General features: G+C 71.9%; 25 protein-coding genes. 19 read left to right on the plus strand and 6 right to left on the minus strand.

Going from position 1 to position 26,653, the window contains the following annotated elements; translation table 11 throughout:
• Positions 1-20: 20 nt before the first annotated feature.
• The gene (locus AC0B61_RS05170) at positions 21-1,232 is read right to left on the minus strand and encodes an MFS transporter (RefSeq protein ID WP_471739235.1); all 1,212 of its coding nucleotides are present in this window, start codon (positions 1,230-1,232) and stop codon (positions 21-23) included.
• Positions 1,233-1,690: 458 nt separating this feature from the next.
• Here AC0B61_RS05170 and AC0B61_RS05175 point away from each other — a divergent pair, with 458 nt between their 5' ends.
• A complete protein-coding gene (locus tag AC0B61_RS05175) occupies positions 1,691-3,040 on the plus strand; it encodes a dicarboxylate/amino acid:cation symporter (RefSeq protein ID WP_471739236.1) in 1,350 nt (449 codons plus the stop codon).
• Positions 3,041-3,240: 200 nt separating this feature from the next.
• On the opposite strand, the gene AC0B61_RS05180 is transcribed toward AC0B61_RS05175, so the two are convergent.
• On the minus strand, positions 3,241-3,444 hold the full coding sequence (locus AC0B61_RS05180) for a cold-shock protein (protein ID WP_030235313.1): 204 nt from the start codon (positions 3,442-3,444) through the stop codon (positions 3,241-3,243).
• Positions 3,445-3,971: 527 nt separating this feature from the next.
• Here AC0B61_RS05180 and AC0B61_RS05185 point away from each other — a divergent pair.
• From AC0B61_RS05185 to AC0B61_RS05210, 6 genes are all read left to right on the plus strand, one after another.
• Positions 3,972-4,826 (plus strand): menaquinone biosynthetic enzyme MqnA/MqnD family protein, encoded by an 855-nt coding sequence (locus tag AC0B61_RS05185; protein WP_471739384.1) that lies wholly within the window; start codon positions 3,972-3,974, stop codon positions 4,824-4,826.
• 232 nt (positions 4,827-5,058) lie between these two features.
• Entirely contained in the window at positions 5,059-6,282 is a 1,224-nt protein-coding gene (gene mqnC, locus AC0B61_RS05190; RefSeq protein WP_471739237.1) for a cyclic dehypoxanthinyl futalosine synthase, read from the plus strand.
• Between the two features lie 83 nt (positions 6,283-6,365).
• Complete coding sequence (locus tag AC0B61_RS05195) at positions 6,366-7,034, plus strand: amidohydrolase family protein (protein WP_471739238.1); 669 nt, start codon at positions 6,366-6,368, stop codon at positions 7,032-7,034.
• A gap of 281 nt (positions 7,035-7,315) precedes the next feature.
• Positions 7,316-7,903: a hypothetical protein gene (locus AC0B61_RS05200; RefSeq protein ID WP_471739239.1), complete on the plus strand. Its 588-nt coding sequence runs from the start codon at positions 7,316-7,318 to the stop codon at positions 7,901-7,903.
• 113 nt (positions 7,904-8,016) lie between these two features.
• On the plus strand, positions 8,017-8,712 hold the full coding sequence (locus tag AC0B61_RS05205) for a demethylmenaquinone methyltransferase (RefSeq protein WP_471739240.1): 696 nt from the start codon (positions 8,017-8,019) through the stop codon (positions 8,710-8,712).
• A gap of 169 nt (positions 8,713-8,881) precedes the next feature.
• Positions 8,882-10,192, plus strand: coding sequence for a geranylgeranyl reductase family protein (locus AC0B61_RS05210; RefSeq protein WP_471739241.1), 1,311 nt, complete (start codon positions 8,882-8,884; stop codon positions 10,190-10,192).
• A 128-nt stretch (positions 10,193-10,320) separates the two neighbouring features.
• On the opposite strand, the gene AC0B61_RS05215 is transcribed toward AC0B61_RS05210, so the two are convergent.
• From AC0B61_RS05215 to AC0B61_RS05225, 3 genes are all read right to left on the minus strand, one after another.
• Positions 10,321-10,713 (minus strand): MazG-like family protein, encoded by a 393-nt coding sequence (locus AC0B61_RS05215; protein ID WP_471739242.1) that lies wholly within the window; start codon positions 10,711-10,713, stop codon positions 10,321-10,323.
• A gap of 141 nt (positions 10,714-10,854) precedes the next feature.
• Positions 10,855-11,568: a peptidylprolyl isomerase gene (locus AC0B61_RS05220; RefSeq protein WP_471739243.1), complete on the minus strand. Its 714-nt coding sequence runs from the start codon at positions 11,566-11,568 to the stop codon at positions 10,855-10,857.
• Between the two features lie 84 nt (positions 11,569-11,652).
• A complete protein-coding gene (locus AC0B61_RS05225; RefSeq protein ID WP_471739244.1) occupies positions 11,653-12,387 on the minus strand; it encodes a TetR/AcrR family transcriptional regulator in 735 nt (244 codons plus the stop codon).
• A 94-nt stretch (positions 12,388-12,481) separates the two neighbouring features.
• Between AC0B61_RS05225 and AC0B61_RS05230 the strand changes: the two genes are divergently transcribed.
• Together AC0B61_RS05230 and AC0B61_RS05235 are read left to right on the plus strand one after the other, a co-directional pair.
• Entirely contained in the window at positions 12,482-13,147 is a 666-nt protein-coding gene (locus tag AC0B61_RS05230) for a CatB-related O-acetyltransferase (protein ID WP_471739245.1), read from the plus strand.
• Between the two features lie 199 nt (positions 13,148-13,346).
• Complete coding sequence (locus AC0B61_RS05235) at positions 13,347-14,360, plus strand: DMT family transporter (protein WP_471739246.1); 1,014 nt, start codon at positions 13,347-13,349, stop codon at positions 14,358-14,360.
• A 13-nt stretch (positions 14,361-14,373) separates the two neighbouring features.
• On the opposite strand, the gene AC0B61_RS05240 is transcribed toward AC0B61_RS05235, so the two are convergent.
• Positions 14,374-14,964, minus strand: a complete 591-nt coding sequence (locus tag AC0B61_RS05240; RefSeq protein ID WP_471739247.1) for a hypothetical protein — start codon at positions 14,962-14,964, stop codon at positions 14,374-14,376.
• 194 nt (positions 14,965-15,158) lie between these two features.
• On the opposite strand from AC0B61_RS05240, the gene AC0B61_RS05245 reads away from it, so the two are divergent.
• The 10 genes from AC0B61_RS05245 (at position 15,159) to nuoH (ending at position 26,648) form a co-directional block, all read left to right on the plus strand.
• Positions 15,159-16,313, plus strand: a complete 1,155-nt coding sequence (locus AC0B61_RS05245) for a sensor histidine kinase (protein WP_471739248.1) — start codon at positions 15,159-15,161, stop codon at positions 16,311-16,313.
• On the plus strand, positions 16,310-17,044 hold the full coding sequence (locus AC0B61_RS05250; protein ID WP_471739249.1) for a response regulator: 735 nt from the start codon (positions 16,310-16,312) through the stop codon (positions 17,042-17,044). Before AC0B61_RS05245 ends, AC0B61_RS05250 begins: the two co-directional genes overlap by 4 nt.
• A gap of 538 nt (positions 17,045-17,582) precedes the next feature.
• Positions 17,583-17,942, plus strand: coding sequence for an NADH-quinone oxidoreductase subunit A (locus tag AC0B61_RS05255; protein ID WP_030060100.1), 360 nt, complete (start codon positions 17,583-17,585; stop codon positions 17,940-17,942).
• A gap of 114 nt (positions 17,943-18,056) precedes the next feature.
• Positions 18,057-18,611, plus strand: coding sequence for a NuoB/complex I 20 kDa subunit family protein (locus tag AC0B61_RS05260; protein WP_196952813.1), 555 nt, complete (start codon positions 18,057-18,059; stop codon positions 18,609-18,611).
• On the plus strand, positions 18,608-19,321 hold the full coding sequence (locus AC0B61_RS05265) for an NADH-quinone oxidoreductase subunit C (protein ID WP_471739250.1): 714 nt from the start codon (positions 18,608-18,610) through the stop codon (positions 19,319-19,321). Before AC0B61_RS05260 ends, AC0B61_RS05265 begins: the two co-directional genes overlap by 4 nt.
• Positions 19,321-20,673, plus strand: coding sequence for an NADH-quinone oxidoreductase subunit D (locus AC0B61_RS05270; protein ID WP_471739251.1), 1,353 nt, complete (start codon positions 19,321-19,323; stop codon positions 20,671-20,673). The genes AC0B61_RS05265 and AC0B61_RS05270 overlap by 1 nt, the downstream gene beginning before the upstream one ends.
• Positions 20,670-21,440 (plus strand): NADH-quinone oxidoreductase subunit NuoE, encoded by a 771-nt coding sequence (nuoE, locus tag AC0B61_RS05275; RefSeq protein WP_471739252.1) that lies wholly within the window; start codon positions 20,670-20,672, stop codon positions 21,438-21,440. The genes AC0B61_RS05270 and nuoE overlap by 4 nt, the downstream gene beginning before the upstream one ends.
• Positions 21,440-22,801 carry an NADH-quinone oxidoreductase subunit NuoF gene (gene nuoF, locus AC0B61_RS05280; protein ID WP_471739253.1) on the plus strand — a complete coding sequence of 454 codons (1,362 nt, stop codon included), beginning with the start codon at positions 21,440-21,442 and terminating at the stop codon, positions 22,799-22,801. The genes nuoE and nuoF overlap by 1 nt, the downstream gene beginning before the upstream one ends.
• Positions 22,798-25,320, plus strand: coding sequence for an NADH-quinone oxidoreductase subunit G (locus tag AC0B61_RS05285; protein ID WP_471739254.1), 2,523 nt, complete (start codon positions 22,798-22,800; stop codon positions 25,318-25,320). Before nuoF ends, AC0B61_RS05285 begins: the two co-directional genes overlap by 4 nt.
• A complete protein-coding gene (gene nuoH, locus AC0B61_RS05290) occupies positions 25,317-26,648 on the plus strand; it encodes an NADH-quinone oxidoreductase subunit NuoH (RefSeq protein ID WP_471739255.1) in 1,332 nt (443 codons plus the stop codon). Before AC0B61_RS05285 ends, nuoH begins: the two co-directional genes overlap by 4 nt.
• Positions 26,649-26,653: the final 5 nt, after the last annotated feature.

Raw genomic sequence — 26,653 nt, forward strand, 5'->3', positions numbered from 1 at the left:
GTCGTCTGTGGGGGTGGGGCTCAGCCCACCGGGACGGGCTGGGCCACGGCGGGCGCGACGGGCGCCGTGTGGAACCAGCGCCGCGCGCCGAACAGCAGCAGCCCGCCGAGCGCGATCCCGCCCGCCGCGCACAGGGCGACCGGCCGCAGCGAGCCCTCGGCGAGGTTGCCGGACACGGCGTAGCCGAGCGAGTTGCCGGTGGCGAACAGCGTGACCAGCCAGGCGAAGGCCTCGGTGACCGTGCCGCTCGGCGCCAGTTCGGCGACCAGGACGAACGCCGCCGCCAGCAGCGGTGCCAGCGCGATCCCGGACAGGAAGGCCAGCGCGGCCATCGGGTACGGCCCGGGCAGGGCGACCAGCGGCAGGTAGGAGGCGGCCATCACGAGGGCCATCACCCAGGTGCGGGTGGCGGTGGTGCTGCGCCACCGGACCGCGCCGTAGGCGAGTGCGCCGAGCAGGCCGCCGAGCGCCGCGAGCGCCAGCAGGGTGCCCGCGCCGCCTGGCAGCGCGCCGGCGTGGTGCTCGGCGTAGGCGATGAACAGCACGTTCTGCGCACCCACCGCCCAGCCGGCCCCGGCCAGTCCGACCAGCAGGAACACGAGGCCGGGGGAGCGCAGCGGCCCGAGCAGTCCGGTGGAGTGCGCGCGGACCGGGGCGCGCCAGGCCCGGGCCGGCGCGGCGGTGGCCACGATCAGCGCGCCGGCCAGGCCGAGGCCGGCGGCCACCCAGAGCGCGGCGACCGGGCTGACCAGGCCGGCGATCCCGGCGACGGCCAGCGGCCCGGCGACGTAGAGGATCTGCTGGGAGGCGGAGTCGAAGGCGTAGGCGGTGTCGAGCTGCTCCTCCTCGACCACGTCCGGCCAGAGCGAGCGCAGGCAGGGCTCCAGCGGAGGCATCGCGAGGCCGGCGATCGCGGCGCCGACCGGGGCGGCGAGCGGGGAGCCGGGAGCGAAGGCGAGCAACGCGTACCCGCCGCCGGCCACCACGGCAGAGGCGAGCAGGACGCGCGGCTGACCGGTGCGGTCCACGATCCGTCCGAGCACCGGTCCGCCGATGGCCGCCGAGATCGCGTACGCGGCGGTGGCCAGCCCGATCCGCCCGTACGGCGCGCCGGCCTCGCGCAGGGCGAGGGCGATCACCAGGGCGGTCATGCCGGCGGGCAGGCGGCCGAGCAGGGTGCCGAGGAGCAGGCGGGTGACGTGCGGGGCGCGGAGCAGGGCGAGGTAGCCCATCGGCGTTCTTCTCCGGTCTGGGCAGGCGGGGGCGGGGACATCGTCAAAGTTATACGTATAACCACACGCTGGTCAACCGGGCCGCCCACCCGAACTGATGTGGTGTCAGCTTCGTTCGTGTCCGGATCTCGGGATCGGGGTAAGGGGCCGGTGGCCTGGCGTCCACCCCATCTCAAACAAGTACTTTGAACATCTCAAACCTTTACTGCTAACGTATCGGCCATGACAGCCTCAGACGCACTGCGGATGCACGGCCCGGGCCCACTGCCCGCCGCCGCCCGCCCGTGTGCTCTGACCGACGCTGTGGACAGCCCGCGCCGTTGTCGCGCCATGAGCTGTATGGCGGCGGCACGCCCCTGACCGGGGGCCCGACCTCTCCCGTCCGGCCCCGCGCCGTGCCGCCTTCTCCGCCCCACACCCCACCGTTCAGCAACGCCCTCCCCCGGAGACGCACCCCCATGTCCACAGCGCCCGAGGCGACCTCGTCGCCCTCCGTGCTCGCCCGCATCCGCAAGACGCCGTTCTGGGTGCAGATCGTCGCCGGCCTCGTGCTCGGCGTCGGCCTCGGCTACCTGGCCCGAGCCGCCGACATCTCCTGGCTGGCCACCACCCTGGAGACCATCGGCAAGATCTTCGTCCAGCTGCTCAAGCTGGCCGTCCCGCCGCTGGTGTTCACCGCGATCGTGGTGAGCGTCGCCAACCTGCGCAACGTCACCAACGCGGCCCGCCTGGCCACCCGGACGCTGCTCTGGTTCATGATCACCTCGCTGATAGCGGTCGGCATCGGCCTGGGCCTGGGCCTGCTGACCAACCCCGGCAAGGGCACCAACCTCAAGACCGAGGGCCTCAAGGCGCTCGACTCCAAGGGCACCTGGATCGACTTCCTGACCGGGATCTTCCCGACCAACATCGTCGACGCCTTCGCCAAGGTGAACGTCCTGCAGATCGTCTTCATGGCGGTCGTGGTCGGCGCGGCCGTCATCAAGCTCGGCGCCAAGGCCGAGCCGGTCCTCAAGCTCAGCGAATCCGTACTGGAGCTGACCCAGACCGCGCTGTGGTGGGTCATCCGGCTCTCCCCGCTCGGCACCCTCGGCCTGATCGGCAAGTCCGTCGCCAAGTACGGCTGGGACCTGCTCAAGCCCTTCGCCACGCTGACCCTCGACATCTACGTCGGCTGCGCGCTGGTCCTCTTCGTCGTCTACTCGCTGCTGCTGCGCTTCGCCGCCGGCCTCAACCCGCTGCACTTCTTCAAGGGCGCCTGGCCCGCCATCCAGCTGGCCTTCGTCTCCCGCTCCTCGGTCGGCACCCTGCCGGTCACCCGCCGCGTCACCGAGCGCCTCGGCGTCCCGAGCGAGTACGCGTCCTTCTCGGTGCCGTTCGGCGCCACCACCAAGATGGACGGCTGCGCCGCGATCTACCCGGCGATCGCCGCGATCTTCGTCGCCCAGGTCTACAACATCGAGCTCGGCATCAAGGACTACATCCTGATCGCCTTCGTCTCGGTGGTCGGCTCGGCCGCCACCGCGGGCCTCACCGGTGCGATCGTCATGCTGACGCTGACCCTGTCCACCCTGGGCCTGCCGCTGGAGGGCGTCGGCCTGCTGCTCGCCATCGACCCGATCCTGGACATGATGCGCACCGCGACGAACGTCGCCGGCCAGGTGCTGGTGCCGGTCCTGGTCGCCGCACGGGAGAAGATCCTCGACGTCGCCGCGTACAACAACCCCTCGGGTGACCTGTACGGCACGGACACCCCGGCGGCCGCCGCCCCGGCCAAGGCCCCCGCGAAGGCCGCTGCCGCCGCCTGATCCCCGCCGGTACGGCGGAAGGGCCCTCTCCCGGCGACCGGGAGAGGGCCCTTCCTCGGTCCGTGCGACCGTAAAGACAAGGCAGGGGGCCCACCGATAGGCGGGCCCCCTTGGGTATTGCTCTTGTGCTCACGGTGACGGCTTAGGGAGCCGTCGGCGGACCCGTCGGGGTCCCGAGCGATCAGATCATCAGAGGATGGTCAGATAGCGGTGACGTTCTCCGCCTGCGGGCCCTTCGGGCCCTGGGTGACGTCAAAGCTCACCGCCTGGTTCTCCTCCAGCGAACGGAAGCCGTTCGCGTTGATGGCGGAGTAGTGAACGAAGACGTCCGGGCCGCCGCCCTCCTGGGCGATGAAGCCGAAGCCCTTCTCAGCGTTGAACCACTTGACGGTTCCCGTGGCCATGCCGTTCTCCTTGCGATGCGTGTCGGGGGCCACACCGTGTGACGCCCGGTCCGCTGCGCTGATCGCCCTGCCTCCGGACGAGTCCGAAGTTTTTCGATATTGCTGAAAAACTACAAAAAGCCCGCGGTTACATGCTCCGCAGGCTTCAAGTACTGCAAGGGGAATCAAACTGCAACTGAGGGCAACGCTAGCATGCGGCAGCTGTGACGACCAGAGGTCGTTTGCGCCTCGGAAGGCGCGTGTCGTAAGGGCGGAAGCGGGCGTGGAAAGGCGGGTTGGAGACGGGTGAGGGCGTGTCGGGTGGCCGGTGCCGGACCTCCGGAACGGCGGGCATACGCTGCGGGGAGGCGCACGAACAACAAGGGAGCGGCGCAGTGGCAGCACCGGACGCACGAACACCGGACGCGCAGACGCGGGAGCCCCAGAACGCCCCGCGCGGGGAGAACACCCCGGGCGGCGAGAGCACTCCTGGCGGGGAGAACCCCCCGGGCGGGGAGAAGACCCCGGTCAGGCCGCGGGTCGGCCACATTCAGTTCCTGAACTGCGTTCCCCTCTACTGGGGACTCGCCCGGACCGGCAACCTGCTCGACCTGGACCTCAGCAAGGACACCCCGGAGAAGCTGAGCGACCGGCTCGTCGACGGCGCCCTGGACATCGGCCCGATCACCTGCGTGGAGTACCTGCGCAACGCCGACGACCTGCTGGTCCTGCCCGACATCGCGGTCGGCAGCGACGGCCCGGTGATGTCCTGCCTGATCGTGAGCAAGGTGCCGCTCGCCGACCTCGACGGCCGCCGGGTCGCCCTCGGCTCCACCAGCCGCACCTCCGTCCGGCTCGCCCGGCTGCTCCTGGAGGAGCGCGAGGGCGTACGCCCGGACTACTTCAGCTGCCCGCCGGACCTCAGCGCGATGCTCGTCGAGGCCGACGCCGCCGTCCTGATCGGCGACCCGGCGCTGCGCGCCTACCTCGGGCAGGCCGCCGACCTCGGGCTGACCGTCCACGACCTCGGCGAGATGTGGAAGGAGTGGACCGGCCTGCCATTCGTCTTCGCCGTCTGGGCGGTGCGCCGCGAGTTCGCCGAGCGGCGCCCCGAGCTGACCGCGGCCGTGCACCGGGCCTTCCTGGAGTCCCGTGACCTGTCGCTGGTGGAGGCGGCCAAGGTCGCCGAGCAGGCCGCCCGCTGGGAGGCCTTCGGGGCGGACGTGCTGGAGCGGTACTTCAGCGAGGCGCTCGACTTCTCGCTCGGCGAGCGGCAGTTGGCCGGTGTCGCCGAGTTCGCCCGGCGGGTCGCGCACGACAGCGGCTTCGCGCCGGACGTGGCGGTGCGGCTGCTGGAACCGGCGGAGCTGCCGCTGGAGCCGGCGCGGTCGCTGCTCGGCTGAGGGCGGCGGGGCTCCCGGCGCGGCGATCCGGGCCCGGCGTGGTGATCCGGCCACCGGTCGGTGGTGCTGCGCCGGTCGGCGGTGCTGCGCCGGGAGCCGAACAGCGAGGGAAGCGGGCTGACGCGGGCGGCGGAATGTGCTGGCGTAGGCTGGTTCGGCCGTACCCGGACGCCCCGTTCGCCGGGTCGGCAGCGCAGACAGCAGCAACACCCGAGAGAGAGAAGGCCGCCAGGTGACCGAGCTCGCAGCGACCACCATCGATGCGTCCAGCACCGACCTGCAGGCCGTGCTCGACCGGGCCGCCACCGGCGGCCGGATCACTCCGGAGGAGGCGCTGGAGCTCTACCGCTCGGCGCCGCTGCACGCACTCGGCTCCGCCGCCGACGCGGTGCGCCGCCGCCGCTACGCCGGTACCGAGCACATCGCGACGTACATCATCGAGCGCAACATCAACTACACCAACGTCTGCGTGACGGCGTGCAAGTTCTGCGCCTTCTACGTGCCGCCGAAGAGCGACAAGGGCTGGTCCCGCGAGCTCGACGAGATCCTGCGCCGCTGCGCCGAGACGGTCGAGCTGGGCGGCACCCAGATCATGTTCCAGGGCGGCCACCACCCGGACTACGGCGTGGAGTACTACGAGCGCGCGTTCTCGGCGATCAAGGCCGAGTTCCCGCAGCTGGTGATCCACTCGCTGGGCGCCTCCGAGGTCGAGCACATGTCCCGGATCTCGGGCGTCTCCATCGAGGAGGCCATCACCCGGATCCACAAGGCGGGCCTGGACTCGTTCGCCGGCGCCGGAGCCGAGATCCTGCCGGAGCGCCCGCGCAAGGCGATCGCCCCGCTGAAGGAGTCCGGCGAGCGCTGGCTGGAGATCATGGAGGCCGCCCACGGCCTCGGCGTGGAGTCCACCTCCACCATGCTGATGGGCACCGGCGAGACCAACGCCGAGCGGATCGAGCACCTGCGGATGATCCGCGACGTGCAGGACCGCACCGGCGGCTTCCGCGCCTTCATCCCCTACACCTACCAGCCGCAGAACAACCACCTGAAGGGCTCGACCCAGGCCACCGTCTTCGAGTACCTGCGGATGATCGCGATCGCCCGCCTGTTCCTCGACAACGTCGCCCACATCCAGGGCTCCTGGCTCACCACCGGCAAGGAGGCGGGCCAGCTGTCGCTGCACTACGGCGCGGACGACCTCGGCTCGGTCATGCTGGAGGAGAACGTCGTCTCGGCCGCCGGTGCCAAGCACCGCTCCAACCTCACCGAGCTGATCCACCTGATCCGGGCCGCCGACCGCGTCCCGGCGCAGCGGGCGACCACGTACGAGCACCTGCGGGTGCTGGACGACCCGGCCAACGACCCGGTCGACCCGCGGGTCGCCTCGCACATCGCCTCCACGGCGATCGAGGGCGGCACGGCGCACCCCGAGCTGAAGATCCTCGACAACGACTGAGGCGGCTGCGGCTGCGGCTGCCGCTGCCGATGCCGATGTGGCTGCCGCTGCGGCGGCCACCCCTTTCCTGCGAAGGTTCCTCCGTGCTGACACTGCACCGGGCGGCGTTCGTGCTGCCCGACCCGGCCGACCCCACCGCCCCGTCCCACCCGGACGGGGCGGTGCTGGTGCGCGGCGAACTCGTCGAAGCCGTCGGGCCGTACGGCGAGCTGGCCGCGGCACACCCGGACGCGCGGGTGCGGGACTGGGGCTCGGCCGTGCTGTCCCCCGGGCTGCGCAACCCGTACGGGCACTGGCTGCTGGAGCGGTGCTACCACCCGGACCCGCGGGAGGAGATCGGCATCGAACCGGTGGCGGACGGGCTCGCCGGGTCGACGGACGAGACGCGGCGCGGGGCGAGTGCGCGGCGGGGGCTGCAGCGGATGCTCGGATGCGGGGTGACGGCGGTGGCCGGGCCGTTCGAGCGGGCCTCCGTGCGGACGGCGGTGGCCCGGTCGGGGCTGGTGGCGCTGGCGGGTTCCTCTCCCGGTGCTGCGGGTGGTGGGGGGATGGGGATAGGGCCGTTGGATCCGCTGGCCGTACTGCCGTTCGCGGAGGCCGTGTACGGGAGGCTGGCGGTCGGTGGCCGGGCGGACTTCGCGGTTTTCACGAGCGCGGTTTTCACGAGCGCGGAGGAGGGGCGCGCCGAGCCCCTGGCGGGCGGGTGCCTGACCACGGTGCTGGGCGGGCGGCTGGTGTACCGGCGACGGTGAGCGCGGGTGCCGGGGCGGCGGGTGATTGCCGGGGATTGCCGGACCCCTGTGTGACGTACCTGTCAGTAGCCGGATTTCCCTGCCCTGTGCGGGACTTCCTTCGTGTGCTCCCGAACTCCGGTGCCGATGCGGAGGGGTGATTGTCCCTTCGCCGTGACCTGAGGGCCCGCCAGCGGATACGATCCCGAACAGCTCACTCCGCACCCTCACCACACCACTGCCCGTTCCCGCGGGCGGCGGGGCCGCGTCCCAGGCCCCGACGGCAAGCCAGGACAGGAACCATGCAAACCGCGACCGTTCCCCCGCCGCGCATCCCGCGGTTGGGCCGTGGTTGGTACCTCGCCGCCGTGCTCAGCGCCGTGCTGGCCGTCGGCATGTGCCTGCTCGGTTGGCGCCAAGCCGACCAGGCCGACCGGATCGAGGCGCACCCGGTGAGAGTCGAGGGCGTCGTCACCCAGCTCCCGACCGGCGGCGGCACCTACAGCGCGGTCAGCTACCGGGCGGGCGGGCAACCGCACACCGCGGCCGCGCTGCCGCTCGCGGACGGCGCCAAGCTCGGCGACAGGGTCTGCCTGGAGCACGCGGCCGACGACGCGGGCGCGGTGCGGATCTGCGGCGACACCTACCCGCAGCCGGTCGGCGTGGGCCTGGCCCGGTTCAGTGTGCCGGTCGCCGTGGTGCTCTTCGTGATCTGCATGCTGCGCATCCGGCGGTACCGGAAGGCCGTCGCGGTCCGCGCCGGGCAGGGGCGGCTGGCCGCCAACCTCGCGCTGGCCGCCGAGACGCTGGCGGACGGGATGCCCGCGATAACGCACGGCAAGCGCTCCCGCCGGAAGCGGCGCGCGGGCGGGCGGCGCGCGCAGTCCTGACGGAGGCGTTCCGCGACCGGTCGGCCTGATGCTGGTGGTTCCGCGACCGGTCAGGTGGGCCCGTGGTGTGCCCCGTTGGTCGGGATGCCCGTGCGAGGGTGAACAATGGGTGCGTGACCCGAGCCTCTCTGGACAAGCAGCCGCACGAAGTCGCCGCCATGTTCGACGACGTCGCGGCCAAGTACGACCGCACCAACGACGTGCTCTCCCTCGGCCAGGCCCGCGCCTGGCGCCGGGCGGTGGCCGAGGCGGTGGCCGCCGGACCGGGAGACGTCGTGCTCGACCTCGGGGCCGGCACCGGCACCTCCTCGCTGCCCTTCGCCGAGGCCGGGGCCAAGGTCGTTCCGTGCGACTTCTCGGTCGGCATGCTCACCGAGGGCAAGGCCCGCCACCCCGAGCTGCCGCTCACCGCCGGGGACGCCACCCGGCTGCCGTTCGCGGACGGCACCTTCGACTCGGTCACGATCTCCTTCGCGCTGCGCAACGTCCAGGACACCGACACGGCGCTGCGCGAGATGCTGCGGGTCACCAAGCCCGGCGGCAAGCTGGTGATCTGCGAGTTCTCCACGCCGACCTGGACGCCGTTCCGGACGGTCTACACCGAGTACCTGATGCGCGCGCTGCCGCCGGTCGCCACCGCCGTCAGCAGCAACCCGGAGGCGTACGTCTACCTCGCCGAGTCCATCCGGGCCTGGCCGGACCAGCCCGGGCTGGCGGCCAAGCTGCAGGAGGCCGGCTGGTCGAAGGCGGCCTGGCGGAACCTGACCGGCGGGATCGTCGCCCTGCACCGGGCGTACAAGGCGGCGTAGTCGTCCTGTCCGGTTCGGTGCTGCCCCGGGCGGGCACGGTGGCGGGAGCGGTGGGGGTGCGGGTGGTGGGGGCACGCTGGCGGGCGGGCGGTTTGGGCGGTGTGAGCGGAACTAGACTGCCGGAGACAAAAGCCGCCGTCCCCCGCCGCAGCTCCAGGAGTGTGTCCACGTGTCCGAGACCGCAGCCGATCTGACGAAGCCGGACAGCCCGGTGGAGAGCACGGCCGACGTCATCGTGGTCGGCGCGGGCCCGGCCGGTTCCACCACCGCGTACTACCTGGCGCAGGCCGGGCTGGACGTGCTGCTGCTGGAGAAGACCGCCTTCCCCCGGGAGAAGGTCTGCGGCGACGGCCTCACCCCGCGTGCCACCAAGCAGCTGGTGGACATGGGCATCGACGTCTCCACCGACAACGGCTGGCTGCACAACAAGGGCCTGCGCATCATCGGCGGCGGCGTCCGGCTGGAGCTCGACTGGCCGGAGCTGTCCTCCTTCCCTGACTACGGCCTGGTCCGCAAGCGCGCCGACTTCGACGAGCTGCTGGCCCGTCAGGCCGAGAAGGCCGGCGCGCGGCTCTACGAGCGCTGCAACGTCAGCGGGCCGGTCCTGGACGACCGCACCGGCCGGATCGTCGGCGTCACCGCCAAGCTGGGCGACGAGAAGCGGCCGGTCACCTTCCGGGCCCCGCTCGTGGTCGCCGCCGACGGCAACTCGACCCGGCTCTCGCTCGCCATGGGCCTGCACCGGCGCGAGGACCGTCCGATGGGCGTCGCCTACCGCACCTACTTCACCTCGCCGCGCCACGACGACGACTACCTGGAGTCCTGGCTGGAGCTGTGGGACACCCGCGACGGCCAGCGCAAGCTGCTGCCCGGCTACGGGTGGGTCTTCGGCATGGGCGACGGAACCTCCAACGTCGGCCTCGGCATCCTCAACTCCTCGCCGGCCTTCGGCGAGCTGGACTGGCGCGAGGTGCTCAAGGCCTGGTGCGCCGGCATGCCCGAGGAGTGGGGCTACACGCCCGACAACATGACCGAGCCCATCCGCGGCGCCGCACTGCCGATGGCCTTCAACCGGCAGCCGCACTACACCCGCGGCCTGCTGCTCGTCGGCGACGCGGGCGGCATGGTCAACCCGTTCAACGGCGAGGGCATCGCCTACGCGATGGAATCCGGCCAGATCGCCGCGGGCGTCATCGTGCAGGCCCTCGCCCGGGTCACCGACGGCGGCCGGGAGCGCGCTCTCCAGGCCTACCCGCGCACCCTCAAGGACGTGTACGGCGGTTACTACACGCTGGGCCGCGCCTTCGTGAAGCTCATCGGCAACCCGAAGGTCATGCAGATCGCCGCCCAGCGCGGCCTCACACACCCGATGCTGATGCGCTTCACCCTCAAGATGCTCGCCAACCTGACCGACCCGCAGGGCGGCGACGCGATGGACCGCGTCATCAACGGGCTCGCCAGGGTCGCGCCGAACTCCTAGGCGCTGTCCGGCCGGTCAGGTGACTGCCCCGTGTGACTGCCACGTGTGACTGCCCGGTGTTGTGACTGCCTTGCGCTCGGTCACTGTCCTGAGGGCGGGGCGGGGGGCGGGGGTGATCGCGGCAGCTCCTAGTTCGGGGCCGCTTCCGAGCCCTTCGCTGATTCCTTTTCCGCCGCTTCCTGCTGACGGTCCTCGTGGCCGTTGCGGGAGGCGGCGGAGCGCTGTTCGACGTAGGCCAGGCGGTCGGCGAAGACCCGGGCCGCGTCGGGGGTGAGCGTCCGCAGGGCGACGAGGGCGGAGAAGACGACGTCGCACAGCTCGTGCTGGACGTCCTCCCAGGTGTGCGTGACCCCCTTGCGCGGGTTCTGGCCGGTGGCGCCGATCACGGCCGCGCCGACCTCGCCCACCTCCTCGGAGAGCTTGAGGATCCGCAGCAGACGCTCCTCCTGGGGCGACTGCGTGCCCTGCTCGTCCAGCCAGGCGACCAGCTGGTCGACGCTCTCCCAGATGTGGCGGTCCATGCGCGGCGCTGCTCCCATGCGGTGTGGTTGGTGCTGCCACCGTACGGGAGCGGCGTGACGGGCGGTCGGCGGGCCGGAGCGGGCGGCCCGGGGCGGGTGGTCGGGGCACGTGGTCGGGGCAGGCGGTCGGGCTGGGCTCGGTCAGCGGGTGCTGATCTTCACCTGGCGGATGTTCACGGGGAGGTGGGGGAAGCCGTCGCCGGGGTTGTTCTGGTCGTCCTCGCCGCCGGCGGCGATCTTCTGCAGGACATCCAGACCGGCCGTGATCCGGCCGAACGGCGTGTAGGCGGGGGAGAGCTTGGTGTCCTTCCAGACGAAGAAGAACTGGCTGCCGTTGGTGTTCGGACCGGCGTTGGCCATGGCCACGGTGCCGGCCGGGTAGGTGGCGCCGGTCAGGTTCTCGTCCGGGAAGGAGTAGCCGGGGCCGCCGCTGCCCGTCCCGGTCGGGTCGCCGCACTGCAGGACGTAGATCCGCTGGGTGGTGAGGCGGTGGCAGTGGCTGCGGTCGAAGTAGTCGTGCTCGGCGAGGAAGCGGAACGAGAAGGTGGTGCAGGGCGCCTTGTCGGTCAGCGCCTCGAAGGTGATCGGGCCCTGGCTGGTCCGCAGCGTCGCGCGGTAGGGCTGGGCCGCCTTCTTGGCGTTGAAGACCGGAATGCCCTTGAAGTTGTCCGCCGGTACGGCCGGTGTGTAGGCGCAGCCGGCGGCGGGGGCGGCCGCCGCGCGGGCGGAGGTGTCCGCGACGGCGGTGCCGGTGCTCGCCACGAGCGGGATGGCGGTGGCGGCGGCGACCAGCGCCCACTGGGTGCGCTTCACGTGACGGGCCTTCCGGGGGGTGATGGACGGCTGGATTGTCATGGAGGCATCATCCACGGCCGGGTGGGGATGCGGTAGGGGTCGGGACGGCTGTGGTGCTCCGGGGCGTGAGCGGGTGATGGTCGGTCAGGTGCTCTCCTGGGGTTGGGAGTCTGGCGGTACGGGTGTTGTCGGTGCGGGTGTTGTCGGTGCGGCGGGGGCGGGCGGGATGGCGAGGGTGGGAGGGGCTTCTGGGGTGGAGGTGAAGAGTCCGGCGCGGGCGGCCAGGGCGGCGGCGTCGGCGGCCCGCTCGGCGGTGCGGGCGTCCAGCGGCTCGCCGGAGACGAACAGGCGGTAGTAGAGCGGGGCCGTGGCGGACCGGACCACCTCGGCGCCGTCCGTTCCGGTGGGCAGCTCGCCGCGGATGACGGCTCGTTCGGCCACCTCGGCGGCCTGTCGGTGGCGAGCCGCGAAGAAGGTGCGCAGGGCGGCCGCGCCGGTGTCGGAGCGCTGGGCGGCGGAGATCAGCGCGGTGGGTGTGGGGCCCAGTTCCGGGTCGGTGAAGACGGTGAACACCTCCCGGGCGATCAGGCGGAGGTCCTGCTGGAGGTCCCCGGTGTCGGGTAGGGGCCAGGGCTGGTCGGCGGAGGCGGTCAGGGCGTCCGCAACCAGGCCGTCCACGCCGCCCCACCGCCGGTAGAGGGTCGCCTTGTGGACGCCGGAGCGGCCGGCGACCGCCTCGACGGTGAGGCCGTCGTACCCCTTTTCGGTGACCTCGGCCAGCGTGGCGGCGACCACGTCCGCCCGGACCCGGGCGCTGCGGCCGCCCGGGCGGGGGGTGGGGGCGGGGGATGACTGCGGGGGGTGAATGGCTCCGGTCAAAGTCGACTCCAGTCGCATTAAGGCTTGCTGTGGGGTGGGGGTCGTGCCATGCTCATCATAATGCGACTCAAATCGCATTACGAGAGGAGCGTGCATGACCCCCACCGCCATCCCCGACCCCACCGTGCTCCACCCGCTCGCCGGCCACGACCGGGTCGTCCTGCTGCGCCCGCTCGTCACCGACCCGCGGATCGAGGTCGGCGAGTACACCTACTTCGACGACCCCGACGGTGCCACCCGCTTCGAGGAGCGCAACGTCCTCTACGCGTACGGCCCCGAGCGGCTGGTGATCGGGAGGTACTGCGCGATCGCCACCGGAACCCGCTTCCTGATGGCCGGAGCCGCCCACCCGGCCATCGGCGTCTCCACCTTCCCGTTCACGATGTTCGGCGGCAGCTGGACCGAGCGGACCCTCGACATCGTCACGGGCCTTCCCAGCCGGGGTGACACCGTGATCGGCAACGACGTCTGGTTCGGCTTCGGGGCCACCGTCCTTCCCGGCGTCCGGATCGGCGACGGCGCGATCATCGCGGCCGGAGCGATGGTCACCACCGACGTCGAGCCCTACACCATCGTCGGCGGCAACCCCGCCCGCCCGATCCGCCGCCGCTTCGGCGACGCCGACATCGAGCGGCTGCTCCGCGCGGCCTGGTGGGACTGGCCGGTCGAGCTCGTCACCGAGCACATCCGCGCCGTCATGTCCGGCACCCCGGCCGACATCGAGGCGATCGCGGAGGCGAACGGCCTGCTCGCCTCCTGACCATCCGGTGTCCGGACGGGCATTGATCGCCGGCGCTCCGGTGCGCGAAGATGGCGCCTCCTCGCTCCGCCATCCACACCCTGCCCCACGCTCTGCTCCGCACCGTCCACCGCTGGGCCTTGCGCCCGGCCGCTGGGTCCGTCCGACGCCGTACGGGACTCGCGCCCGCCGGTTCCGTTCGCTCGGAGGGATCCTCCTCATGCCTGCCTCCCTGTCCAAGGGCCCGTCCTCCTCGGCCCTTCGCGATCTTCCGGTGCTGCTCGTGGCGGTGGTGTGGGGGTCGAGCTTTCTTGCCGTCCAGCGGGTGGCCGAGCCCGGGACGGTCGTGCCGATGCTCGTGCTGCGGTTCGGGCTGGTGCTGCCGCTGCTCGGCGTGGTCGCCTGGCGGGCCCTGCGAAGGTTGAGCCGCGCCGAATGGCTCGGCGGCGCCGCCCTCGGGCTGGTGCTCAGCGGGATCTTCCTGCTGGAGACCTACGGCGCCGTGCACACCTCCGCGACCAATGCCGGGCTGATCATCAGTCTCGCGATGGTGCTCACCCCGCTCGGCGAGAGCGCTCTCGGCCGGACCGCGCCGCCGCGGGCCTTCCTGGCGGCTGCCGGGCTGGCCGTCCTCGGTGTCGCCCTGCTCACCGGCGACGGCGGGCTGCGGCCTCCCACCCTCGGCGACCTGCTGGTGCTGGGAGCCGCCCTGGTCCGTTCCGGGTACGTCCTCGCGATGGCCCGGACCCGGGCCGTGCGCGACACCGACATGCTCGCCGTGACCTGGGTCCAACTCGCCACCGCAACCGTGGTCTTCTCCGTCGTCGCACTGTCCGTCGGGCCGGCACCGTGGACGGTCGCCCGCTCGTACGGTCTCGGCCAGTGGGCCTGGCTGCTGCATCTGTCCCTGTTCTGCACGCTGTTCGCCTTCTTCGTCCAGATGTGGGCCGTCCGGGCCACTTCACCCTCCCGGGTGAGCCTGCTGCTCGGCACCGAACCGCTGTGGGCCGCCGTCTTCGGCATCACCCTGGCCGGGAACCGGATGGGTCCGCTCGCCCTGCTCGGCGGAGCCCTGGTGCTGGTCGCGACCGAGTGGGGTCGTCGTACTGCCCCCGCGCCGCGCCCCGCCGAGGCCGCGGCGGTCGCCGAGCCGGTCGCTGAGCCGGGCGCCGAAGCGACCGCCGGGACGGATGCCGGGGACCGGGGGCCGAGGCCGGAGCCGGCGACGACGTGAGCCGCCGCGGTGCTCACCGGCGCCCCAGGGTGCGACGGGCGTAGTCGACGGTGACCGCGCCGAGCAGCGGGCCCCAGACCACCAGGGGCAGGTAGGCGAGGGTCATCACCAGCATGGCGACGCCGTGCGGGGAATCCGGCTCTGCCATGTTCCGCGCCCAGCCGCCGAAGAGCCCGAACATGCCGAGAGTGGTGATGATCAGCGAGCCCAGTGCGGCCGGGACGATCGCGGCGAGGGGGCGGACCCGTCGGCCGCCGATCAGCGGGATCCAGCGCGGTGCCACCTCGCCCCAGGGCCGGACCAGGCCGAGGGTCAGGAAGGCCAGCGCCTCGGCCAGGGCGCTCAGCACCACGCAGTAGACGGTGCCCCAACCCGGCTGGTGCGCGTCGTACGCCGCGGCCGTCGCGCCGGTGAAGCCGACCGGGACACCGAAGCCGAAGACGATCCGCCACAACCCCGAGGGCACAGTGGTGAGGACGGCGGCCTTGGCGGCGATCTCGGCCCAGCGGCGGGCGGGCGGCACGGCCGGGACGACGGGGGTGGACGGGGTGGCTGCGGAGGCCCGGTGGGCGCTGCCGCGAGTGTTGAGCATGAGCTTCGACATGGTGGTGCTCTCCCTTCGGTCCGGCCTCCTCGGCCGGTGCGATGACTCAAGACTGGACGCCCACCGAGGGTTCGCGGCAGCTGCCGATCGGGCTGTTCCACCTGTTCAACCGGCCTTTGAAATATGCCGATCGGCACAAGCGCACCGTCCGGACCGCGTCGTAATGTGACGGCAGTCGAAGAGAGGCGGTGACGATGAATCAGCTCCTGTCCCTGGTTGTCCTGGTCCTGCTGCTGCCGGCCTGGGCGGTCCGCGGGCGGCACGGGTCGGCGGCCGTGACGACCGCGCTCGGCGCGGCGTCGGTGGTGGTCTCGGTCGCCGTCTGGTGCACCGGCCGCTGGGCGGAGCAGGATCGCTTGCCCGGGGCGGTCGGGCTCGTCGAGGTGGCCGCGCTGCTGCTGGCGGTGGTCCTGAGCCTGCGAGCCGAGGACGGCCCGCGGTGCGCGGCGGCGGCGTGGACGGCGTGCGGGGCGGTCGCGCTCTGGCCGTCCCGCTTCCTGGTCATCGAAGGACCGGCGGACTCGCTCACGCTCTTCGGCTTCGGATCGATGCTGTCCCTGCCGGCGGTGCTGATCGGGCTCTACCTGCGGGGCCTGGACGACGGCCGGGCCCGCGCGGTGGCCGAGGCCAAGCGGGCTCAGCGGCTCGAACTGGCCCACGACCTGCACGACTTCGTGGCGCACGACGTCAGCGGCATGGTCGCCCAGGCCCAGGCGGGGGCGTACCTGGCCGGGATCGACCCGGCGCGGGCGGCCGAGATGTTCGAGCGGATAGAGCAAGCCGGGCAGCGGGCGCTGGCCTCGCTGGACCGCACGGTGCAGCTGCTGCGCAGCGAGGAGGGCGGCGGTCGCAGCCCGCAGCCCGGTCTCGCAGAACTCGCTCAAGTCGCCGAGCAGTTCACCGCCGCGGGCGGCACCGAAGTCCGGCTGGAGCTACCGGAAGGGCCGGTGCCGCGCGAGGTGGAGGGCACCGTCCACCGGATCGTGGTGGAGTCCCTGACCAACGTCCGGCGGCACGCTCCGACTGCGCGGAGGGTGGAGATCCGGGCACGCCGCAGCGGCGGGTGGCTGGAGTTGAGCGTGACCAACGACGGTGGGGCGCCGGCTCCGGGAGGGCGTCCTCGCACGGGCGGCGGAAGCGGGCTCCCGGGGCTGGCGGCCCGGGCGGAGGCGCTCGGCGGCTCGTTGGAAGCCGGCCCGTACCAGCGGGAGGCCTGGCGGGTGACGGCCATGCTGCCGTTGGACGCAGCCGCCGAGGGGCTGGAACGAGCGCAAGCGCCGGGACGAGCGCAAGGGCTGGAACGATCGCAAGGGCCGACACGGGTCGGCACGGGGGAGGTGCGGGGATGAGCAGTGGTTCGGGGCCGGTCCGGATCCTGATCGCGGACGACCAGGCGGACGTCCGCAGCGCGTTCCGGATGATCCTGGACGCCCAGCCGGACATGACGGTGGTCGCGGAGACGGCGGACGGCGCCGCGGCGGTGGAGGAGGCCAGGAGGCTGCGGCCGGACGTGGTGCTCGCGGACATCCGGATGCCGAAGCTCGACGGTCTGGAGGTCACCCGGCAACTGGCCGGTCAGCACAAGGTGATCGTGGTGACCACCTTCGATCTGGACGAGTACGTACACACGGCGCTGCGGCACGGTGCGGCGGGGTTCCTGCTGAAGCGCTCGGGGCCGGCGCTGCTGATCGAGGCGGTCCGGGCGGCGATGGCCGGGGACGCGTTGATCAGTCCGCAGGTCACCGTACGGCTCCTGCGGCACATGGCGATTCCCGGAGCGGGGCCGAGGTCGGGGCCGAGGTCGACGCCGAATTCGACGTCGAAGCCGGGGCCGGGCTCCGGGGCGGGGGCGCCGGGGCCGCTGACAACCGGCCCGGTGGAGGAACTGACCGGGAGGGAAAGGGAGATTGCCGAGCGGGTGGCGAACGGCGCGACCAACGCAGAGATCGGCGCCGGGCTGTTCATCTCACCGGGAACGGTGAAGAACCACCTCGCCAGCATCCAACGAAAGCTCGGTGCCCGTAACCGGGTGGGCATCGCGGCCTGGGTGTGGGAGCAGGCGGCCGGCGGAGGCCGGTAGCCGGACCCCGGCGCTCGCAGCGCGAGACGAGGGGCAGCCCCGCGGGCCCGGGCGACAGCGACAACGACAGCGACAACGACAGCGACGGGAACCCCGCCCGACCCCGAGCTCGCGCGCTTGTGAACGAAAGGTCAAGCGAGCGTTCGGGCCGTGCCACTCCTGCGAGTGAGTCGCTATAACACGTCAACCTGGCGCCTCGAAATTTGCTTCGGCCGACGCATAGTTGATATAGGAACACGCCCCTGACCAGCTGCTTCAGAAGTAAATGCGACTGCTTGTGACCATTTGACTTCTTTGCGTTGGCGCATCTGGGCATGTTCACATTCGTCACCATTCACATGGTGTCGTAGATCACAAAGGTGGCCGTGAACTGCGTGTCGCAGATCACAAGCCGACGGGCATAGGATGCGCTCGTTCCAGGCTTTGTGAACTGCCTCACATGAGGTGGATCTCGGGAACTGGAACGCGGGTTCACCGCAGTGTGACCCGTCGGTTCCGATCTGCAGTCAAGGACGACTGGACGGAGGGAGCGGGGGCTATGAATGCCTACGCGCCGATCCTCGTACTCGGTGCCATCGCGGCGGCGTTCGCGGTCGGCTCCGTCGTGATGGCCTCACTCACCGGCCCCAAGCGCTACAACCGGGCCAAGTTGGAGGCGTACGAGTGCGGCATCGAGCCGACCCCGCAGCCCGTGGGCGGCGGTCGGTTCCCGATCAAGTACTACCTGACGGCGATGCTCTTCATCGTCTTCGACATCGAGATCGTCTTCCTCTACCCCTGGGCGGTGACCTTCGACGCCCTAGGGATCTTCGGGCTGGTCGAGATGCTGCTCTTCATCGCCACCGTCTTCGTCGCCTACGCCTACGTGTGGCGTCGCGGCGGCTTGGAGTGGGACTGAACCCGGGGTAGGGCCTGAGCCCGGACGAGGGGTGGACGCCGACCTTGTGAACCGGCGGACAAGCCCCGACGGGCAGGACGTACCAGAGGACTTGAGGGCATTGAGAGGGATCTGATGGGAATCGAGGAGAAGCTGCCGAGCGGCTTTCTGCTCACGACCGTGGAGACGGCCGCCGGCTGGGTGCGCAAGGCGTCACTCTTCCCGGCCACTTTCGGTCTGGCCTGCTGCGCGATCGAGATGATGACCACCGGCGCCGGGCGTTACGACCTGGCCCGGTTCGGCATGGAGGTCTTCCGGGGCTCCCCCCGGCAGGCCGACCTCATGATCGTGGCGGGCCGGGTGAGCCAGAAGATGGCCCCGGTGCTGCGCCAGGTGTACGACCAGATGGCCAACCCCAAGTGGGTCATCTCGATGGGTGTCTGCGCCTCCTCCGGCGGGATGTTCAACAACTACGCGATCGTGCAGGGCGTCGACCACATCGTCCCGGTGGACATCTACCTGCCCGGCTGCCCGCCCCGCCCGGAGATGCTGATGGACGCCATCCTGAAGCTGCACGACAAGATCCAGCACGAGCCGCTGGGCGTGAACCGGCGCCGGGCCGAGGAGCTCGGCGAGGCGCTCGCCCTCCAGGCCACCCCGATCAGCGAGATGCGGGGGCAGCTGCGATGAACGAGCAGGTCCCCGAGACCCGCCGCGAGCGGCCGGTCCGCGAGATCCCGGTCGAGGTGGTCGACCGCCGCCAGGGCATGTTCGGTGCCAAGGGCAGCGGTGACACCTCCGGCTTCGGCGGCCTGGCCGCCCCGGTGGTGCTGCCCGGTCCGAGCGAACGCCCGTACGGCGGCTGGTTCGACGAGGTCGCCGACGAGCTGGAGGGTGCCCTGGAGGAGCAGGGCCTGGAGCCGGCCGAGGTGATCGAGAAGACGGTGGTCGACCGCGACGAGCTGACCTTCCAGGTCGACCGCGGGCACCTGCTGCAGACCGTCCGCATCCTGCGGGACGACCCGGCGCTGCGCTTCGAGCTGTGCCTGGGCGTGAGCGGCGTGCACTACCCCGGCGACAAGGGCCGCGAGTTGCACGCGGTCTACCACCTGCGCTCGATCACCCACGGCCGGCTGATCCGGCTGGAGGTCACCGCGCCGGACGCCGACCCGCGCGTCCCCTCGGTGGTGAGCGTCTACCCGACCAACGACTGGCACGAGCGCGAGGCCTACGACTTCTTCGGCCTGGTCTTCGAGGGCCATCCGGCGCTCACCCGGATCATGATGCCGGACGACTGGCTGGGCCACCCGCAGCGCAAGGACTACCCGCTCGGCGGCATCCCCGTCGAGTACAAGGGCGCCCAGATCCCGGCTCCCGACCAGCGGAGGTCGTACAGCTGATGGACACTCAGCACTACGCAAGCACCGGCGGACCAGCCTCGGAGGCGGAGGCCCGCGACACCACCGAGGGCCGGGTCTTCACCGTCACCGGCGGCGACTGGGGCGAGGTGGTCGAGGCGGTCGGCCGGGCCGACGACGAGCGCATCATCGTCAACATGGGCCCCCAGCACCCGTCCACCCACGGTGTGCTGCGGCTGATCCTGGAGATCGACGGCGAGACGGTGAAGGAGGCCCGCTGCGGCATCGGCTACCTCCACACCGGCATCGAGAAGAACATGGAGTTCCGCAACTGGGTCCAGGGCACCACCTTCGTGACCCGCATGGACTACCTGACGCCGCTGTTCAACGAGGCCGCCTACTGCCTGGCGGTCGAGAAGCTGCTCGGCATCACCGACGACATCCCGGACCGGGCCAGCGTCATCCGGGTGATGATGATGGAGCTCAACCGGATCGCCTCGCACCTGGTCTGCCTGGCCACCGGCGGCATGGAGATCGGCTCCACCACCCTGATGATCTACGGCTTCCGGGACCGCGAGCTGATCCTGGACGTCTTCGAGCTGGTCACCGGCCTGCGCATGAACCACGCGTACGTGCGCCCGGGCGGCCTCGCCCAGGACCTGCCGCCCGGTGCCGTCGACCAGATCCGCGAGGCGATCAAGGTCTTCCGCTCCCGGATGCACGAGTACGACAAACTCGCCACCGGGAACCCGGTGTTCAAGGCCCGCCTGGTCGACGTCGGCTTCCTGGACCTGCCCGGCTGCCTGGCCCTCGGCGCCACCGGCCCGATCCTGCGCGCCACCGGCCTGCCGCACGACCTGCGCAAGACCGATCCGTACTGCGGCTACGAGGACTACGACTTCGAGGTCGCGATCGCCGACAGCGCCGACTCCTACGGCCGTTTCCTGATCCGCCTGGAGGAGATGAAGCAGTCGCTGCGGATCGTCGAGCAGTGCCTGGACCGGCTGCGTCCGGGCCCGGTCATGGTGGCCGACAAGAAGATCGCCTGGCCCGCCCAACTGTCCGTCGGCCCGGACGGGATGGGCAACTCGCTCGACCACATCCGCAAGATCATGGGCACCTCGATGGAGGCCCTGATCCACCACTTCAAGCTGGTCACCGAGGGCTTCCGCGTCCCGGTCGGCCAGGTGTACACGGCGGTCGAGTCGCCGAAGGGCGAGCTGGGCGTGCACGTGGTCAGCGACGGCGGGACGCGCCCGTACCGGGTCCACTTCCGGGATCCGTCGTTCACCAATCTGCAGACGATGGCAGCGATGTGCGAGGGCGGCCAGGTGGCCGACGTGATCGTCGCGGTGGCCGGGATCGACCCGGTGATGGGAGGCGTGGACCGGTGACCAACGTCGAACTCGGACTGCCGGCACTGCCGGCCGCACCCTACCCCGAGGAGGTGCACGCCCGGCTGGCCGCCGACGCCGCCGAGCTGATCGCCCGCTACCCGCAGCCCCGTTCGGCGCTGCTGCCGCTGCTGCACCTGGTGCAGGCCGAGGAGGGCTTCGTCAGCCCGACCGGGATCCGCTTCTGCGCGGAGCAGTTGGAGCTGACCACCGCCGAGGTCACCGCCGTCGCCACCTTCTACACCATGTACCGGCGCCGACCGGCCGGGAAGTACCACGTCGGGGTCTGCACCAACACCCTGTGCGCGGTGCTCGGCGGCGACCAGATCTTCGCGGAGCTCCAGGAGCACCTGGAGCTCGGCAACAACGAGACCACCGAGGACGGTGGGATCTCGATCGAGCACATCGAGTGCAACGCGGCCTGCGACTACGCGCCCGTGGTGATGGTCAACTGGGAGTTCTTCGACAACCAGACCCCGGAGAGCGCCCGGCAGCTGGTCGACGACCTGCGCGCGGGCCGCGAGGTCCGGCCCACCCGGGGCGCCCGGCTGTGCGGCTTCAAGGAGACCGCCCGGATCCTGGCCGGCTTCCCGGACGAGCGCCCGGGCGCCAACGACGAGTCCGGCGCCGGTGGCGCGCCCTCCCTGGCCGGCCTGCGCCTGGCCCGCGGCGAGGCCCTGCCCGGCACCGCCGGCACCAGGGTGGTCGCGCCCCGCCACGAACCGCCGCGCCACGAGGGCGACGGCCCGGAAGGGAGCGAGGCGTGATGACCTCCGCCGAGCCGGCCGAGAAGCTGCTCACCCCCGTCCTGTCCGACTCCTGGGACGACAGCCGCCCCTGGACGCTGGACACCTACCGCCGCCACCACGGCTACGAGGGCCTGAAGGCGGCCCTCGCCATGCCCCCGGACGACGTGATCGCGCTGGTCAAGGACGCCGGCCTGCGCGGCCGCGGCGGTGCCGGCTTCCCCACCGGCATGAAGTGGCAGTTCATCCCGCAGAACGACGGCAAGCCGCACTACCTGGTGGTCAACGCGGACGAGTCCGAGCCGGGCACCTGCAAGGACATCCCGCTGCTGTTCGCCAACCCGCACTCGCTGATCGAGGGCATGGTGATCGCCTCCTACGCGATCCGCTGCGACCACGCGTTCATCTACCTGCGCGGCGAGGTCGTCCCGGTGCTGCGCCGGCTGCACGCGGCCGTCGCCGAGGCGTACCGGGCGGGCCTGCTCGGCCGGAACATCCTCGGCTCCGGCGTCGACCTCGACATCACCGTGCACGCCGGCGCCGGCGCGTACATCTGCGGTGAGGAGACGGCGCTGCTGGACTCGCTGGAGGGCCGCCGCGGCCAGCCCCGGCTGCGGCCCCCGTTCCCGGCGATCGCCGGCCTGTACGCCTGCCCGACGGTGGTCAACAACGTCGAGTCGATCGCCTCGGTGCCGCCGATCCTGGCCCGCGGCAAGGAGTGGTTCAAGGGCCTGGGCACCGAGAAGTCGCCCGGTTTCACGCTCTACTCGCTCTCCGGCCACGTCACCAACCCGGGGCAGTACGAGGCCCCGCTGGGCGTGACGCTGCGCCAGCTGCTCGACCTCAGCGGCGGTGTCCGCGCCGGGCACCGGCTGAAGTTCTGGACGCCGGGCGGCTCCTCCACCCCGATGTTCACCGACGAGCACCTCGACGTCCCGCTGGACTACGAGGGCGTCGGCGCGGCCGGTTCGATGCTGGGCACCAAGGCGCTGCAGGTCTTCGACGAGACCACCTGCGTGGTGCGGGCCGTCACCCGGTGGACGGAGTTCTACGCCCACGAGTCCTGCGGCAAGTGCACCCCGTGCCGCGAGGGCACCTACTGGCTGGTCCAGCTGCTCCGGCGGATCGAGGCCGGCGAGGGCGTCGAGGGGGACCTGGAGAAGCTCCTCGACATCGCCGACAACATCAACGGCAAGTCCTTCTGCGCGCTGGGCGACGGTGCGGCGAGCCCGATCGTCTCCTCCCTCCAGCACTTCCGTGCCGAGTACGAGCAGCACCTGGCCGAGCGCCGCTGCCCGTTCGACCCGGCCGCCTCCACCGTCTGGGCCGACGGCCCCCGCCCCGGCCACCAGTCCGCCACCGAAAGGGAGGTGCACGCGTGACGATCACAGAGCCATCCACCTCCACCGGCGACACGGGCGACAAGCCCGCGGTCGAACTGGTCACGCTCACCATCGACGGCGTCGAAGTGCAGGTCCCCAAGGGGACGTTGGTGATCCGGGCGGCCGAGACCATCGGCACCCAGATCCCGCGCTTCTGCGACCACCCGCTGCTCGACCCGGCCGGCGCCTGCCGGCAGTGCATCGTCGAGGTCGAGGGCCAGCGCAAGCCGGTCGCCTCCTGCACCATCCCGGTGGTCGAGGGCATGGTGGTGCGCACCCAGCTCAGCTCGCCGGTGGCGGAGAAGGCGCAGCGCGGCGTGATGGAGCTGCTGCTGATCAACCACCCGCTGGACTGCCCGGTCTGCGACAAGGGCGGTGAGTGCCCGCTACAGAACCAGGCGATGTCCAACGGCGCCGCCGACTCCCGCTTCGAGGGCATGAAGCGCACTTACGAGAAGCCGGTGCCGATCAGCAGCCAGGTGCTGCTGGACCGGGAGCGCTGCGTGCTGTGCGCCCGCTGCACCCGCTTCTCGCAGCAGATCGCCGGGGATCCGTTCATCGATCTGGTGGAGCGAGGGGCGCTGCAGCAGGTCGGCATCGGCGAGGGCGACGACTTCGCGTCGTACTTCTCCGGGAACACCATCCAGATCTGCCCGGTGGGCGCGCTGACCTCGGCGGCCTACCGGTTCCGCTCGCGCCCCTTCGACCTGGTCTCCTCGCCGAGCGTGTGCGAGCACTGCTCGGCGGGCTGCGCGCAGCGCACCGACCACCGGCGCGGCAAGGTGCTGCGCCGGCTGGCCGGCGAGGACCCGGCGGTGAACGAGGAGTGGAACTGCGACAAGGGCCGCTTCGCCTTCCGCTACGCCCAGCAGCGGGACCGGCTGACCACCCCGCTGGTGCGGGTGGACGGCGAGCTGGTGCCGGCCTCCTGGCCGGAGGCGCTGGCCCGGGCCGCCGACGGGCTGCGCGGGGCGCGGACGGGCGTGCTGGCCGGCGGCCGGGTGACGGTCGAGGACGCGTACGCGTACGGGAAGTTCGCCCGGGTGGTGCTGGGCACCAACGACGTGGATTTCCGGGCCCGCCCGCACAGCGGCGAGGAGGCGGACTTCCTGGCCGCGGCGGTCGCCGGGCGCGGGGTGGACGTGGACGGCTCGGGCGTGACGTACGAGCGGCTGGAGCAGGCGCCGGCGGTGCTGCTGGCGGGCCTGGAGCCGGAGGAGGAGTCGCCGATCGTCTTCCTGCGGTTGCGCAAGGCGGTCCGCGGCCGCGGCCAGAAGGTGTTCTCGGTGGCCGCGTTCGGCTCCCGGGGCCTGGCCAAGCTGCGTGGGTCGCTGCTGCCGGCCGCGGCGGGCACCGAGCCGGAGTGGTTCGCGGCGCTCGCGGCGGACGAGCCGCTGAACGACGAGGCGGGCCGGGCGGCGGAACTGCTGCGCGCGCCGGGATCGGTGATCCTGGCGGGCGAGCGGCTGGCCGCCGTGCCGGGCGCGCTGACGGCGGTGCTGCGGCTGGCGCACGCGACCGGTGCCCGGCTGGCGTGGGTGCCGCGCCGGGCGGGTGAGCGCGGGGCGGTCGAGGCGGGCGCGCTGCCGGGCCTGCTGCCGGGTGGCCGTCCGGTGGCCGCCGCGGCGGCGCGGGCGGAGGCGGCCGAGGCGTGGGGCGTGGCGGAGCTGCCGTCCCGGCCGGGGCGGGACACCGACGGGATCCTGGTCGCGGCCGCGCAGGGCGAGTTGGACGCTCTGCTGGTCGGCGGCGTGGACCCGGACGACCTGCCGGATCCGGCGCTGGCCGACGAGGCGCTGGCGGCGGTGCCGTTCGTGGTGTCGTTGGAGCTACGGCCCTCCGCGGTGACGGCGCGCGCGGACGTGGTGCTGCCGGTGGCGGCGGTGGCGGAGAAGGCCGGCACCTTCCTGGACTGGGAGGGCCGGGTGCGGATGTTCGAGGCGGCGCTCAAGCCGGACCAGCAGATGGGCCGGCACCTGCAGTCGGACTCGCGGGTGCTGACCATGCTGGCGGACGCGCTGGGCCACCGGCTGGGCCTGCCGGACGTCCGGGCGGCGCGGCTGGAGCTGGACGCCTTCGCCCCGTGGGAGGGCGACCGGCCGGCCGCCCCGGCGGCGCACGCCGGCGTGCTGCCCCGGCCGGCCACCGGCCAGGCGGTGCTGGCGGGTTGGCGCCAGCTGCTGGACAACGGGGTGCTGCAGCAGGGCGATCCGCACCTGGCGGGCACCCGGCACGAGGCGGTGGCCCGGATCTCCGCCGAGACGGCGAAGGAGATCGGCGCCGAGGCGGCGGCCGCGCTGCGGCTGACCGGCCCGGCCGGTTCGCTGACCCTGCCGCTGGAGGTCACCGACTCGATCCCGGACCGTACGGTCTGGATCCCGCTCAACTCCACGCCCGGCGGCGCCCACCGCGCGCTCGGCACCACCGTCGGCCACCTGGTCACGATCGCCGCTGCCGAGGCCGAGCCGGCGGCGCAGGCCCCGGCCGGGGCGGCCGCGGGCGAAGGGGAGGACCGATGATGACTCCGCAGCCGTACGAGACGCTCCACTTCTTCGGCCAGGACCCGTGGTGGCTGGTCCTGCTGAAGGCGGTGTTCTGCTTCGCCTTCCTGCTCCTGACGGTGCTGATCGCGATCGTCTGGGAGCGCAAGGTGGTGGCCTGGATGCAGTTGCGCATCGGGCCGAACCGGCACGGGCCGTGGGGCCTGCTGCAGTCGCTGGCCGACGGCGTGAAGCTGGCGCTGAAGGAAGACCTGGTGGTCAAGGGTTCGGACAAGGCCGTCTACATCCTGGCCCCGATCGTCTGCGCCATCCCGGCGTTCATGGCCTTCGCGGTGATCCCGTTCGGTCCGGCGGGCAACGAGGTGTCGGTCTTCGGCACCCGGACGCCGCTGCAGCTGACCGACTTCCCGGTGGCGCTGCTGTACGTCCTGGCGACGGCCTCGGTGGGCATCTACGGCATCGTGCTGGCCGGGTGGTCATCCGGGTCGACCTACCCGCTGCTGGGCGGGCTGCGCTCCTCCGCGCAGATGATCAGCTACGAGATCGCGATGGGCCTGTCGTTCGCGGCGGTGTTCATCTACTCGGGCTCGATGTCGACTTCGGAGATCGTGGCGCACCAGCAGCCGACCTGGTTCGCGGCGCTGCTGCCGGTGTCCTTCATCGTCTACGTCATCTCGATGGTGGGGGAGACCAACCGGGCGCCGTTCGACCTGCCGGAGGCCGAGGGCGAGCTGGTCGGCGGCTTCAACACCGAGTACTCCTCGCTGAAGTTCGCGATGTTCATGCTGGCCGAGTACGTGAACATGGTGACGGTCTCGGCGGTGGCCTCGACCCTCTTCCTGGGCGGCTGGCGGGCCCCGTGGCCGGTGTCGACCTTCTGGGAGGGCGCCAACCACGGCTGGTGGCCGATGCTGTGGATCACGTTGAAGATCCAGCTGCTGCTGTTCCTCTTCATCTGGCTGCGCGGCACGCTGCCCCGGTTCCGCTACGACCAGTTCATGAAGCTGGGCTGGAAGGTGCTGATCCCGGTCTCGCTGGTGTGGCTGGTGCTGATCGCGAGCGTGCGGGCGCTGCGCAACGAGGGCTACGGCTTCGGCGAGGTGGTCCTGTACGTGGGCGCCCCGGTCGGGGCGGTGCTGCTGCTGGCGCTGGTGTGGGACTTCCTGAGGAAGCAGCCCGAGGCCGAGGAGGCCCCGCCCGGGCGGGAGTTCGATCCGATGGCGGGCGGCTACCCCGTCCCGCCGCTGCCCGGCCAGGAGCTTCCGCCGGTGCCCCGCAGGCGCAGCCGCGCCCCGAAGCAACTCCAGGACGCCCTCAACGGGGCCGACCATTCCGAAGGGAGCTGAACCGA

This window comes from Kitasatospora sp. NPDC023385, assembly GCF_055664045.1.